The 14509-nt window shown below is 60.7% G+C and carries 8 protein-coding genes; 2 read left to right on the top strand and 6 right to left on the bottom strand.

The genetic code is table 11. From position 1 onward, the window contains the following. Positions 1–2: 2 nt before the first annotated feature. Positions 3–845: a MoxR family ATPase gene (locus HY836_RS00825; protein ID WP_290672462.1), complete on the bottom strand. Its 843-nt coding sequence runs from the start codon at positions 843–845 to the stop codon at positions 3–5. A gap of 183 nt (positions 846–1028) precedes the next feature. Between HY836_RS00825 and HY836_RS00820 the strand changes: the two genes are divergently transcribed. Continuing rightward, positions 1029–1634 (top strand): c-type cytochrome, encoded by a 606-nt coding sequence (locus HY836_RS00820; protein ID WP_290672459.1) that lies wholly within the window; start codon positions 1029–1031, stop codon positions 1632–1634. Positions 1635–1717: 83 nt separating this feature from the next. On the opposite strand, the gene HY836_RS00815 is transcribed toward HY836_RS00820, so the two are convergent. The 4 genes from HY836_RS00815 to HY836_RS00800 all read right to left on the bottom strand — a co-directional run bounded on the left by HY836_RS00815 (position 1718) and on the right by HY836_RS00800 (position 13454). Continuing rightward, positions 1718–8695 (bottom strand): Calx-beta domain-containing protein, encoded by a 6978-nt coding sequence (locus HY836_RS00815; protein ID WP_290672456.1) that lies wholly within the window; start codon positions 8693–8695, stop codon positions 1718–1720. A 203-nt stretch (positions 8696–8898) separates the two neighbouring features. Then, on the bottom strand, positions 8899–12510 hold the full coding sequence (locus HY836_RS00810) for a Calx-beta domain-containing protein (protein ID WP_290672452.1): 3612 nt from the start codon (positions 12508–12510) through the stop codon (positions 8899–8901). A gap of 152 nt (positions 12511–12662) precedes the next feature. Then, the gene (locus HY836_RS00805) at positions 12663–13094 is read right to left on the bottom strand and encodes a DUF1841 family protein (RefSeq protein WP_290672449.1); all 432 of its coding nucleotides are present in this window, start codon (positions 13092–13094) and stop codon (positions 12663–12665) included. Positions 13095–13100: 6 nt separating this feature from the next. Further along, positions 13101–13454: an FKBP-type peptidyl-prolyl cis-trans isomerase gene (locus tag HY836_RS00800; protein ID WP_290672446.1), complete on the bottom strand. Its 354-nt coding sequence runs from the start codon at positions 13452–13454 to the stop codon at positions 13101–13103. Positions 13455–13599: 145 nt separating this feature from the next. Here HY836_RS00800 and HY836_RS00795 point away from each other — a divergent pair, with 145 nt between their 5' ends. Beyond that, positions 13600–13797, top strand: coding sequence for an oxidoreductase-like domain-containing protein (locus tag HY836_RS00795; RefSeq protein ID WP_290672443.1), 198 nt, complete (start codon positions 13600–13602; stop codon positions 13795–13797). A 4-nt stretch (positions 13798–13801) separates the two neighbouring features. Here HY836_RS00795 and urtE read toward each other — a convergent pair whose 3' ends face one another. Next, the gene (gene urtE / locus HY836_RS00790) at positions 13802–14506 is read right to left on the bottom strand and encodes an urea ABC transporter ATP-binding subunit UrtE (protein ID WP_290672440.1); all 705 of its coding nucleotides are present in this window, start codon (positions 14504–14506) and stop codon (positions 13802–13804) included. Positions 14507–14509 lie beyond the last annotated feature (3 nt).

Raw genomic sequence — 14509 nt, 5'->3', positions numbered from 1 at the left:
AATCAGCGGTTGTTGCGGGCCATGTAGACCAGTTTTTCGAACAGGCTGAGGTCCTGCTCGTTCTTGAGCAAGGCACCCACCAGAGGCGGCACGCTGACCTTGTCGTCCTTGCTTTGCAACGCTTCCACCGGAATGTCCTCCGCCACCAACAGCTTGAGCCAGTCGATCAGCTCGGAGGTGCTGGGCTTCTTCTTCAGGCCCGGCAGGTTGCGCACCTCGTAGAAGTGCCGCATGGCTGCTGCCAGCAGATCCTGCTTGATATGAGGGAAGTGCACTTCCACAATCTGCTTCATCACGGCCGCATCCGGGAAGCGGATGTAATGGAAGAAACAGCGGCGCAGGAAGGCGTCCGGCAGGTCCTTTTCATTGTTGGACGTGATGATGACCAGCGGGCGATTCTTGGCCTTGATGAGCTGGCGAGTCTCATAGACGTAGAACTCCATGCGGTCGATTTCGCGCAGGAGGTCGTTGGGGAACTCGATATCAGCCTTGTCGATTTCGTCGATCAGCAAGGCAACAGGCTGATCAGCATCGAAGGCCTGCCACAACACACCCTTGACGATGTAGTTGTGGATGTCGCGCACTTTTTCGTCACCCAGTTGACTGTCACGCAGTCGGCTGACAGCGTCGTACTCATACAACCCCTGCTGCGCCTTGGTGGTCGATTTGATGTGCCATTGCAGCAGCGGCATGCCCAGCGCTTCCGACACCTGTTCGGCCAACATCGTCTTGCCTGTACCCGGTTCACCCTTGACAAGCAAGGGGCGCTGTAGCTTCAAAGCTGCATTGACGGCCAGTTTCAGGTCATCTGTGGCGACATATTGATCAGTACCTTGGAATTTCATGCGCTAACTCAACCGGGTTGTTACTGTGTTCCAGTATAGGCGCCCCCTTAATAATGGGGTGCAGTCTCGTGTTTTTCCACTTGCCGGTTATTTTCCCCCGCCTGACACATGAAAACACAGCCCAACAAAATCATTCAGCATCTTGGCCTGCTCACTTTCGCAGGTCTCATCGCTTCCGGGGCCATGGCCCAAGACACCAAACCCGGCGATGCGGCAGCGGCCAAGTCCAAGGTGGCCATGTGCATCGGGTGCCACGGCATCATTGGCTACCAAGCCAGCTTCCCGGAGGTGCACAAGGTACCCATGATATCCGGGCAGAATGCAGCCTACCTCGTCGCGGCGCTGAATGCCTATCGCAAGGGGGAGCGCAAGCACCCCACGATGAAGGGCATTGCGGCGCCATTGTCCGATCAGGACATTGCAGACATCGCGGCCTTCTACGAAGCCAATGGCAAGGACACACCACAACGCCCCGGCAAAGGTGGCGCCCCCAGCGCCGAGGTCCAAGCCTTGCTGAGCAAGGGCAACTGCGCGTCCTGCCACGGCGAAGGGCTGAACAAGCCGTCTTCGCCCACAATGCCGAAACTGGCAGGTCAGCATGCGGACTACTTGTACGTCTCGCTCAAGGCCTACCAGACCACGGGCAATTCAACCATTGGTCGAGACAACCAGATCATGAGCCCCCAGGCCAAGCTGTTCACACTGGCAGAGCTCAAGTTGCTGTCCAACTACATCAGCACCCTGCCCTCTGATCTCAAAACGGTTCCCCAACCGAAGTTCAAGAAGTAAGGCTGTCTGAAGTCTGCTGTGCGTCGTCCGCAGTAAAAAGGCCCGCGCTCAACACGCGGGCCTTTTGCCTTGACGGATCAAACTCATACCTGATCGACCAGCAGCTTGCCCTGGGTCAGCATCTTGTTGATGACATCCTGATCGCTGGCCAGGTTGCTCAACCCAAAGCCTGTGCGCACGTTGACGTTTTCCAGCACGATGCGCTCGGTCTCCGCTGCATTCGTGGCAAAACCTAACAAGAAAGCACCGGCTGGGCTGACCTTGATGATGGTGTTTGCGGTCGAGGTGTCGAACTCCAGGTAGTTCTGCAAGTTGCCTGTATGCTCACCTTGCAGCAGGTCACGCAGATCCAGCTTGTCACCATCGGCCAGGCTGAAGTCCTTGATGGTGTCCACCGCACGGGAAGCCGCCGAGGTACCAGGATCGGCAAAGTGCCAGACGAAGACGTCTGCGCCAGCGCCACCCGTCAGGACATCACTGCCTGGGCCGCCAGCAAGCGCGTCAGCGCCGTCGCCACCAGAGAGCGTGTCGTTGCCGTCACCTCCGTTGATCACGTCATCGCCCTTGCTGCCGTTGAGCACATCGTTGCCCCCGTTGCCATACAAACGATCGGATGCATCGCTGCCCGTCAGGGCATCGTTGCCATCACGCCCCATCATGAACTCCGTCAGTTGTGAAGCACCGTGGGTGTCCGCCTGTGCCGTGCCTACCAGAACCAGGGTGTGATCAAGGTTGATCGTCAAGGTCGAGGAAGCTGTGTCACCGTCCTTGTCTGTCAAAGCAAAGGTCACGTTCTCAGTGACCGGGCCAGACAACTGACCTGGTGCGCCATAGGTGTAAGCGCCCGTGCTCATGTCGACCTTGAGCTCTCCCCCCAGGACTGTGTGCACCGCAAGCGAAGGATTGGCTGCGTTGTAGCGATAGGTCACCCCATCGACGGTGACGCTATCGACATGACCAAAGCCATCTGCACCCATCGGCGCAGTGGCCTTGCCACTGGTCACCAGGTTGCCGGAGATGGTCTCGCCATAGGTGCTCGACAAGGCCGTGTCGAGCTGATCCAGGCTCGTGACCACCGTGCCATTGAGGTTCTCACTGGCTTGCCCGTCATAAGCAACAGGATGGAGGTACGGTGCCGTCACACCCGTTCCCAGGCCAATCGCATAGCTCTTGATCTGGTTGTTGTTGAGGAATGTCTGCCAGGCGCCCTCTTCCGTGGTGTCGATGCCATCCCCCAGATTGGGCTGGGCCAGGCTACCGTTCTGGAGAAGACCAGGTGTCGGATTGGTGCTCGACAAGGTCGGGTCACCGTCAGAGAAGAAGTAGGACACATTCTGTGCACCCGCAATCTTGCCTGTACCTGAATTGAAGGCCGCCTGTGCCTGGGTCAGCGCGTAGTCGTAGTTGGTGCCGCCATCTGCTGTGATCGTGGCCAGCAAGGCCTTGGCTTGCGCCACGCTCAACCAGTTCGCACCCTGGGTCTGAGCGTTGGTGTTGAAGGTTACCAGGCGCACGGACACGCCACCCAGGTCGTCGTATTTGTCGAGCAGCTTCTGGATGGATTGAACCGCAGCGTCGAGTCGAGTCAGGCCAGGAATACCACTGGCATTGCTCATGCTGGCCGAGTTGTCCAGTACGATCATCAGGTTGGTATCGAGGGTATTGAGGCTCTCGACAATGGTCGGGCCGCTCACCGGAGCGTCATCTTCCACGCTGACAACGAGTTGGCCCAGGCCCACCTTGCCGGTGGAGTCCAGTACCTTGACACCAAAGCTGATGTCCCTGACGTCTTCGCCCGCCTCCGAATGAGCCAGGGCTTGCAGCAGCGTGAAGGTGTAGTCGCCGGATTTGGTCACAGAGATGGTCGCGACAGTTGCCGCACTCGCGCCAGTACCGTCCTTGCCGATGAGGCCACCCGCGTTGTCACTGCTCCAGACCACCGTCTTGCCCGATGCGGTGACGATGCTGGCGCTTGGCGCAGTCAACACCAGGCCGGACACGGTGGCACCACCGGTAGTGGTCACGGTGATCTGGCCGGTGCCCAAGGTGCTGTCCGTTGTGTCGGCATCAGGTTTGACGCCTGTGGTGTCCTTGTTGCCCGCCACCAGACCTTCTTCCGACACATGTGCCTTGGTCGCGGTCAGCGTGGGCGCACCAGCCACCGGTGCGTTCAGCACCAGGTTAAGTTGCAGTGAGGCGCCGACGATGTCTCCGTCGCCGTCCACCATGCTGTAGCCAATGGTCTCGCTCTGGCTGTTGATCAGGTTATCGGGGGCCTTGTAGGTGTAGTTGCCTGTCAGCCAGTCCAGGGTGAAGGGGCTGCCCAACGGTGTGGTCACCGACAAGGTCGGATGAGCCGCGTCATAGGTGTAGACCGTGCCGCCCAGGGTGATCGATGCCAGGTGCCCACCATCTGCACCCAATGCTGCGCCGCCCACATTTCCAGATGCAAAGATCTGGCCACTGACCGAACCTGTCACCGTGCCCGACAGCGTGCTGTCAAGCTGGTTCAGATTGCTCACGACGATACCGTCCTGATTCAGCGCGAACTGGCCGTTGTAGGCAATCGGGTTGAGGTAGGTCTGGGCCACACCGCTGCCCAGGCCGATGGCAAAAGCGTTGATCTGGTTGTTGTTGAGGAAGGTGCTCCAGCTGCTTTCTTCGGTGGCGTCAATGCCATCGCCCAGATTGGGTTGTGTGGCGCTGCCGTCTTGCCCGTTGACGTTGGCCGTCGGGTTGGCACTGGAGAGCGTCGGGTTACCGTCCGAGAAGAAATAGGCCACGTTCTGTGCGCCCGTGATCTTGCCGGCGGCAGTGGCAAAGGCTGTTTGTGCCGTGCTCAGGGCGATGTCGTAGTTGGTGCCACCCGTGGCCGTGATGGTGGCCAGACTAGCCTTCGCATCGGCCACCGTCAACCACGAACTACCGACAGTCTGAGCGGTATTGGAGAACGTGACCAGGCGCACCGCCACGGTACCCAGGTCGTCGTACTTGTCCAGCAACTTCTGCATGGATTGCACGGCTGCCTGCAAGCGCGTCAGGGTGCCGATGCCACTCGGATCGTTCATGCTGCCAGAGATGTCGAGCACGAACAGGAGGTTGCTGTCCTGGACACTGAGCGTGTTGCTCTGGTTCGCTGGTGCACTGGGTGCGTCATCTTCCAGGTTGACCGTCAAGGTCGAATTGGTGGTTGCCACACCGTCACTGACCTTCACCGTAAAGTTCATGCCCAGGCTGTCTTCGCCCTGTACCGCGTGCTTGAGCGAAGACAAAAGTGTGACCTTGTACTGCCCCGTGTTGTCGATGGTGGCTGTCACCACGTTCGCGGCATTGGCCGCCGTACCGGCCTTGCCAATGAGGCCACCCAGCCCGTCGCTGACCCAGTTGATCTGCGTGCCGTTGGCGGTGAAGACAGGTGCGGTGGGCGCACCCAGGCTGACCGAGAAGTTGCTGGAGTCCGGATCCGTGATGACGATCTTGCCGCTGACCGTCGTGGCGTCTGTTGTGTCGGGGTTGCCGATGAGGTCCTTGACACCGCCTGCCAGACCTTCTTCAGACAGGCTCACGGTTGCCGAACTAACGGCCGGCGCATCGTTGACCGCCTGAACCGTGATCACACTGGTGGCCACATTGCTGTTGCTTGTGCCGTCGGTAACGGTGATGTCGACCGTACGGGCCAATGTCGATGGATTGTCCGAGGTCGAACTGAAGGCGATGGCGTGCAGCGCTGTCTGGTAATCGGCCAGGCTGGCCACACCCGCCAGCACGATGGCCGCGCCGTTGACAGTGGCCGTGATGCCTGCTGGCAGGTTTTCAGCCAACGCCAGCACGTCACCGGCTTGCGGGTTGGAGAGCTTGATCGTGGCACCAGTGAGTTGCGCGCTGTCGACATCCGTGATCACGACGTCACCGTCGACCGCGCGAACGCCTGTACCGTTTTCAACGTAGACCGCTTTGAAGCCGGGATCCGAAGCGCCGGACGAGTTGTTGCCGTCCAGGTCGAGCGTCGGAGGCGCGTCGTTATCCGTGATGGTGGCCATACCTGTGCCATTGCCATTGGCCGCGACGGCGCTGCTGACGTTCAGGGTGAACGCTTCCGATGGCTCTGCCGTGGCGTCATCGACCGTGGGAACGCGTACCAGCAAACTGTCTTTGCCCACGGGCACGTTGGCTGTGCCAGAAGCGGCCGACTGCCAGGTCTGCCCGTTGTCAAACGACACCTCCATGGCAGACGTGTAATCGCTGCCCAGTTCGGCCGTGCCGTTCTGCAGTGTCAATTGCAAAGGCTGGATGGCGCTGCTTGGATGGCCCAGGTTCACGGTGAAGACGGCAGCGGTGCCTTCCGTGGTGCTGGCGTTACTGACGACGATCACGGGGCGGTCGTCATCGGGCGTACCGCCATTGGGCAAGCTGCCGGTGCCGTCGTCGTGGATCGTCGTGGTCTGGGATGCCGTGGTGATCGCGGCACCAACTTCGTTGCTCAGTTGCACCGTGAACGATTCGGCGCCTTCGTAGGTGCCGTCGTTGGTGATCGCCACCGTGATGGTCTTGCTGACCTCGTTGGGTGCGAAGGTCAAGGTGCCAGCCGTGGCTGCGAAGTCCTTGCCCAGCTCGGCTGTGCCGTTGATGGTGCCGTAGTTGACCGTGACCGGGCTGCTGCTCGGGTTGCTCAGCGTCACCGTGTAGGTGATCGTACCGGCGGCTTCATTCACATCGGATGGGCCGCTGATGCTCAGTGTGGGCAAGCCGGTTGCGTCGGTGATCGTGCCCGTGCCTTCAACAGGCGCACTGTTGATCGGTGTGCTGGCCGTGACCTTGAAGGTCTCGGCCAGTTCAGAGATGTTGTCCGGCAGCGTGGGCACGCGCACCACGATCTGGTCAGCCGGCGTGTTCGCCGGCACCGTGATGGTGGCGTTGCCTTGGGCGTCCACCGTGATCGGGTTGAAGGTCTTGCCACCGTCGAACGAGACTTGCGGGGCGCCGGTGTCGGTACCGGGCGTGGCTGTGCCTGGCGTGGTGCCATTGCCCAGCTTGAGCGTAATCGGCGTGGGCGTCGTGCTCGGGTGCGTCAGCGTCACCTGGAAGTCCAGGTTGCCGCCTTCACCGACCGTCGGGCTGCTGACGCTGCCCACGCCGGGGCGGTCGTCATCGGGAGTGCCGCCGTTGGGCAGACTACCTGTGCCGTCGTCGTGGATGGTTGTGGTGACCTGGTCGGCGGTGATCGCCGCGCCCACCGGGTTGCTCAGTTGCACCTTGAACGATTCAGTGCCTTCGTAGGTGCCGTCGTTGGTGATCGCCACCGTGATGGTTTTGCTGACCTCGTTGGGCGCAAAGGTCAAGGTGCCAGCCGTGGCTGCGAAGTCCTTGCCCAACTGCGCCGAGCCATCTACCGTGCCGTAGTTGACCGTGACCGGGCTGCTGCTCGGGTTGCTCAGCGTCACTGTGTAGGTGATGGTGCCAGCGGCTTCATTGACATCGGCTGGGCCGCTGATGCTCAGTGTAGGCAAGCCGGTTGCGTCGATGATCGTGCCCGTGCCTTCAACAGGCACGCTGTTGATCGGTGTGCTGGCCGTAACCTTGAAGGTCTCGGCCACCTCAGAGAGGTTGTCTGGCAGCGTGGGCACGCGCACCACGATCTGGTCGGCCGGTGTGTTGGCAGGCACCGTGATGGTGGCGTTGCCTTCGGCATCCACCGTGATCGGGTTGAAGGTCTTGCCGCCATCGAACGAGACTTGTGGGCTACCGGTGTCGCTGCCGGGCGTGGCAGTGCCTGGCGTGGCGCCATTGCCCAGCTTGAGCGTAATCGGCGTGGGCGTCGTGCTCGGATGTGTCAGCGTGACCTGGAAGTCCAGGTTGCCGCCTTCGGCAATCGTCGGGCTACTCACGCTGCCCACGCCGGGGCGGTCGTCATCAGGGGTACCGCCATTGGGCACGCTGCCGGTGCCGTCGTCGTGAATGGTCGTGGTGACCCGATCCACCGTGATCACCGCGCCAACAGCCTTGCTGATGGTCACACCAAACGACTCAGCCCCCTCGTAGGTCGAGTCATTTCGCAAGGGTATGACAATGGTCTTGGTCGTCTGGTTAGGCTCGAACGTCAATACGCCACTGGTGGCATCGTAGTCTTTGCCAGCCAGCGCCAAACCATCGCTGGTAGAGAAGTTGACAGTAACGGGGCTCGCAACCGGGTTGCTCAACGTCACGGTATAGGTCACCGTCCCCGCTGCCTCATTGACGTTGGCAGGCCCACTGATGCTCAAGGTCGCCTGGCCTGTTGCGTCGATGATGGTTCCGGTACCTACAGCAGGCGCACCCTGCCCCGGCGTGGAGACCTGGACCTTGAACGTCTCGTCAAGCTCGGAAAGGCTGTCCGGCAGAGTCGGCACGCGCACCACGATCTGGTCCGCAGAGGTCCCTGCGGGGACCGTGACCGTGGCAGAGCCATCAGCGCTGACGGCAATGGCCGTAAAGCTCTTGCCGCCATCGAACGACACCAAAGGCTTGCCGGTATCGACACCTGATGAAGCGGTCCCATTCCCCAACTTGAGCGCAATCGGTGTCTCGCTTTCAACCGGACGCGTCAACTTGATCTGGAAATCCAGATTACCCCCCTCGGCAATGGTCGGGCTGCTCACGCTGTCGACCAAAGGTCCGTCGTCCACTGTGATCTTCGTCGCCAGAAAGTAAACCTGTTTGGGCGACGAGAACGGAATGGGCGTCGCAGGTGGCACACGCTCCGTACCAAACTCGAACTCGAGTTGTCCGACCGACTCCTTCACGCGATCAACGCGCAATCCCGGTTGCAGCCCGCCATCGGGGCCGCCTGTCAGCCCCGCTCCAGGCACCAGTTCTGCGTCACGCGCTTCAATGCCGGCGATGACCTTGTCCGCATCCGCAGGCACCCTCACCAGAATGGGCGCCCCCTTGGCGGGTGAAATCTGAACGATGCCATCCATCGTGGTGAGGATTTGCGCACCGTGGCCGACCTTGTCCCCCACGTTCAAAGGCTTGAGAGAACCATTGGGCTTGCGCAGAAAAGCGCTACCCCAAACAGCTGTCACAGTCCCAGAAGAAATCGCGAGAATCGGCATTTTTTCACCCACTTGTAATTACTTGTAGCTTAACAAGTGGGGGTCTTTTAACGGCCGACAGTGAGACGCATAACGCCCCACATACCCCCCTCGTTCAAAGGGGGTTCATCTGGAATTTAGGACGCAAACGCAAATACGATCATGCAACCCATAATTACGTATGGGACGCCAGATCAGGCGTGATCGACGAGCAACTTGCCCTGCTCCAGCATCCTGGCGATGACCTGCTGACTGGTTGCCGCTGCATCCAGCCCCATGTCCGTGCGAAGGTTGACGCCCTCCAGCACGATGCTTTGCGTTTCCGTGCCACTGGCAGGATGGCCACCTGCGAAGTCCCCCGTTGGCGCAACGTGGATGACCGTGTCAGCACCGCCCGTGTCGATGCTCAGGTAATGATCCAGATTGCCCGTTCCACCCAGGGTGTTCTCTCCTTGCAGCAGGTCCCTCAGGTCAAGCACGTCGCCCTGATCCGCAGCTGGCGTCACGTCAAAGTCCTTGACGATGTCGACAGCCCGATCGGCATCAGAAGCGGACAGGCCATGGTCGCTGAAACGCCAGACAAAAACGTCAGAGCCGGCATCACCAAACATCACATCACTGCCTTGCCCACCGATCAGATGATCGTCACCAGCACCGCCGTGCAACTCGTCGTTGCCACCGTTGCCGTAGATCAGGTCGTTGCCGCCATCGGCCGACACCACGTCGGCGCCATCGCGGCCCATGATCAGATCCGCGGTCGCACCACCCGTCAAGGCATCAGCAGCAGCGTCGGAGCCCACCTGCACCTGCGTGTGATCGATGTGCACGTCCAGCGTGGACGATGCCAACTCACCTTGCGTGGTCAGCAAGCTGAAAGCGAACGACTCCAGCGCCAGACCACTCACAAGCACGGTTGGCGCCGCGTAGCTGTAATGGCCGGTCTGCATGTCCATGGTCAACTCGCCACCCAATGCAGTGGTCAAAGTCAGCACCGTTTGCGCGGGGTTGTAGTCATGTAGCACCCCGTCCACCGTGATACTGGCCACGTGCTGGAAGTCACCGCCAGGCAGACCGATCGAGCCGTGTGCGGACAGGTTGCCTTCGACAAAATCATGCGTGGTACCGGCCAGCACGCCTTCCAGCTGGCTGAAATGGCTCACCACCACGCCATCCGTGTTGCTACTGGCATGCCCGTCATAGGCTATGGGATCCAGATACGTCTTGCTGACCTGGGTACCCATGCCAATGGCATAGCTCTTGATCTGGTTGGCGTTGAGGAACTGAACCCAGCTGGCCTCTTCTGCCGCATCGATGCCATCGCCCTTTCTGGGCTCTGTCAGATTGCCGCTTTGCCCATTGACGCCGGGTGTGGGATTGGCCGAGGACAAGGTCGGATTGGCGTCGGACAACAGGTAAGCCACGTTCTGTGCGTTGGCCAGCTTGCCCGCACTGGTGTGAAAGGCCTGTTGCGCTGCGGCCAGTGCATAGTCGAAATTGGTGGAGCCCCCCACCTGCAAGGACGACAGCACATCTTTGGCCTGCTGAGCGCTCAGCCAGGCATCGCCCTGGGCATGCGCCTCAGATGCGAAGGCGACAAGGCGCACCGCAACATCCCCATACTGGTCATAGCGGTCGATCAGATTGTCAATGGCCTGGATGGCGGCCTGCAGGCGCGTCAAGCCACTGATGCCACTGGCAGAGTCCATGCTGCCGGAGGTGTCCAGCACGATCATCAAGTTGGTATCCATCGCCGACACTTGAGCATGGATGGGCTCCAACACACCAGGAATCACATCGTTGTCCGTGATGGCGGTCTGGTTGGCGTGGGTCTGGTTCAGCGTGTCGCCGCTGACGACCGTGGCTTGCAGCTTGATGAACTCGATGTCTTCGGCGATCTTGTCGTCGACCGTGGCCACGCGCACCTGGATCAAAGTCTGGCCTTGTTCGAAGTTCACCAGGCCGTCAGCGCCGACCGGATCCCACTGCCCGTTGGCGTTGAGCACTTCCAGCGTGGTACCCGTGTCCAGACCCAACGTAGCCGATTCATTTTCGGGCGTGGTGATGTCATCCACGCCCGATGCCAGGTCCAGCTTCACCGTCACCGGACCGGCCGCGGCATGGGTCAAGGTCACGTCAAAAACAACGGGCGCCCCCTCCACTGCTGGTTCACCGCTTTGCACCAGCATGTAGGGCTGATCGTTATCGGTGATCGCCGTCTGGTTGGCATGCGTCTGATTCAAGGTCTCGCCGCTGATCACGGCCGCCTGCAACTTGATGAACTCGATGTCTTCCGGGGCCTGGTCATCAACGGTTGCGACGCGCACCTGGATCAAGGTCTGGCCTTGTTCAAACGTGACCTGTCCGTCAGTATTCAAGGGCACCCACTGGCCATCGGCCGTGAGCACCTCCAACTGTGTGCCGGTATCCTGGCCCAAGGTAGCAGACTCATTTTCCGGCGTGGACGCGTCGTCCGCCCCCGAAGCCAGCGCCAAGCTCACGGTTACCGGTCCTGCTGCGGCATGGGTCAGCGTGACATCAAAGACAACAAAGCCGCCCTCCACCGTTGACTCGCCGCTTTGCACCAGCATGTAGGGCTGGTCGTTATCGATCACAGTGGCCTGGCCGGTGTGCACATCACCGACTGGTGCACCACTGGTATCGGGCGCCACCGCGGCCTGCAACTTGAGGGACTCCGTGTACTCTGGCAGCGCGTCATCCACGATTGGTACCCGCACGACAATGCCGCCATCCACGGGCGTCAAGGCTCGTACGACCACATAGGCGTGCCCTTGATCGTCGTGCTGAATCGTCAGAGGCAAAGGGCCATTGCCCAGGTACACCGCCATGTCGCCGGTATCGACACCCGGGGCTGCGGGATGCGCGTCACCACCGCTCAGATCCAGCCGGACAATGGTGTCCGTCATGCTGGCATGACTGAGCTTGACCACAAACTCCAGATTCCGCTCAGGGCCTTCAATGACGCTGGCATCACTCACGCTCAACACGCGAGGACGATCATCATCGGCTGTCACGTCAGCGGGCTTCGAGCCCTGCCCGTCGTCCAGGATCGCGCCGGTGCCCGTGTCAGTCAAAATCGAGGCGTTGGTGGCGCTTGAAAGCTTGACCGTGAACTGCTCGCGCCCCTCGTAGATGGCGTCGTTGATCAATGGGACGGCAATCGTCTGCGAAGTCTCGCCTGGCTGAAACGTCACCGTGCCTGTGATCGCCGTGAAGTCACTCGTCGCCCTGGCAGAGCCGTCTTCCGTGGCGAACGACACCGTCACCACATTGCTCGATGGCTTGTCCAGCGTGACCGTGAAAACAGCCGTTGGCGAGCCTTCATTGACGGTCACGTTGTTGATGCTGATTTGTGGCGCAACCTGCGGCGGCAACACCACACCGTTCTTCACGTTGCTGGATGCCAACGGCACGGCCACCACACGGTCTGCCGCACCAAAATCAAATGAAAGCTGGCCAACTGTTTCGACCACGCGGTCCACACGCAAACCGGGTTGCATGCCACCATCGGCACCACCGGCCAAACCAGCAGCAGGCGCCTGATCAGGATCTTGTGACTCGATGCCGGCAATGGCTTTGTCGACGGCCACCGGCGCGGCCTTGACCAGTAACGCAGGGCCCTTGATCGGCGAGATCTGAACCAGGCCGTTATCGTCGGTGATGATGCGCTCGCCACCGGCCACTTTGTCACCCACCTGCAGCGCACGCATGGTGCCGTCAGGCGAACGGACATAGGCACTACCCCAGATGGCAGTGACCTTACCGGCAGACATGGCAAGAACGGGCATGTGGCACTCTTTCAGGCGGAATTTGACACCTGGAGTGTATAGCCAGCACCGTTGCGCTAACGCCCTCGGTCTCCCCCGGTTTCAGAGGAGTCCGTCACACTTGAACCATGTGATTCGTGACGGATTTCACGGATTGACAGATGCCCGAACGTTCAACGCGTCGCGCGCATCTGAAGCCTGTCGATGTAGGCATGGCCGTCAAACGGCGTGCCGGCGCGTTGGGCCTCCCACACCATCTCGCCCAGGGCCTCCATGGCCACATGATGAGCCTCGTGCACGGAGTTGAGCTTGTGGGCCAGCAACTGCACCGCCTGCTTGACGCCGCGCGGCTGGTCGATGCTCACCTGCTCGGTGATCGACAAATGCATGGACAGGTGCAGGAAGGGGTTAGTGCGCCCTTCCTCCACCGTGTACTGGCGGGCAATGGCCGCCTCGACATCAGCCAGGTCCGGGTGGTACTCGGGATGCTCGACGATCCAGTCCGCCGCCTGCGCCTCCAATGGCGTCAAGGGTTGACCAGCCTGGTGCTTGGACCAGGCCTCGCAGAAAAACTGGCGCACCTGCTCCTGGCTGGGGGCAAACATGATGGATCAGACGCCCAGCAGTTCGACTTCAAACATCAGCGTGGCATTGGGCGGGATCACGCCACCAGCGCCACGTGCACCGTAACCCAGTTGAGGAGGAATCACGAGAATGCGCGTGCCGCCAATCTTCATGCCTTGAACGCCTTCGTCCCAGCCACGGATCACGTGACCTGCACCCAGAGGGAACTCGAAAGGATCGTTGCGGTCCTTGCTGGAATCGAACTTGGCGCCCTTGACGCCACCTTCATACAACCAGCCGGTGTAGTGAACGGTCACATAGGCACCAGCCTTGGCGACCTCGCCAGAGCCTTCAACGGTGTCTTCGTACTGGAGACCGGAAGTGGTGGTAACGACGGGCATGGCGGGTCCTTTCGCGAGTGAGGGACGGCACATCATGAAAAGGCACCATCCGGGAAATAAAAAGAGGACAGAGTCTAACCGCGACCAGCAGCGGAAGCAGCCTGCAGGGTAGGCAATACCCTTCAAGGTGCGCGAAAATGGTGGCATGAACGCCGAGCCCGATACGCCATCCGACCCCATGCCTCACCCGCCTGAGCAGCCCGACATCAACGACTGCTGCGGCAATGGTTGTGACCCCTGCATATTTGATCGCCACGACATGGCCATGGACGAATACCGCCGGGCCTTGCATGCCTGGCAGGCCCGTCAACAGGCAGCATCAGGCAGCACCACCTTGTCGTGAGCGCTCAGATGGACATGAGCTGGCGCACGCCGTCGGCTTCCATGTCTGAGCCGCGGCCGCGCTTGATGATCTCGCCTCGTTCCATGACAAGGTATTGATCAGCCAGTTCGGCTGCGAAGTCATAGAACTGTTCGACCAGCACGACGGCCATCTTCTGGCCGTTCAAGCCTTCATCAGCCAGCTTGCGGATGGCGCGCCCGATGTCCTTGATGATGCTGGGCTGAATGCCTTCCGTCGGCTCATCCAGGATCAGGATCTTCGGGCCGGCAGCCAGCGCGCGCGCGATGGCCAGTTGCTGTTGCTGACCACCAGACAAGTCACCACCACGGCGGTTCATCATCTGCTTGAGCACGGGAAACAACTCGAACAGCTGCTCGGGCACCTTGGCACTACCCGGCTTGCTGGCCAGGCCCATCTGCAGGTTCTCGGCCACGGTCAGACGGCCAAAAATCTCGCGCCCTTGCGGGACATAGCCCACGCCCAGGCGCACTCGCTCATAGGGCTTGAGCTTGTCGATGACCTCGCCGCCCAGCTTGATCGCGCCAGACTTGATCGGCACCAGCCCCATCAGGCTCTTGAGCAGCGTGGTCTTGCCCACGCCATTGCGGCCCAGCACCACCGTGACCTCGCCCACCTTGGCCTCGAAATCCAGACCACGCAGGATGTGCGAGCCACCGTAATACTGGTTGACGGCTTCTACGTTCAGCATCTT

Origin of the sequence: Aquabacterium sp., assembly GCF_016234775.1 — a bacterium.
Classification (GTDB): Bacteria; Pseudomonadota; Gammaproteobacteria; order Burkholderiales; family Burkholderiaceae_C; genus Aquabacterium.
This window is presented reverse-complemented; position numbering and strand designations above follow the sequence as displayed.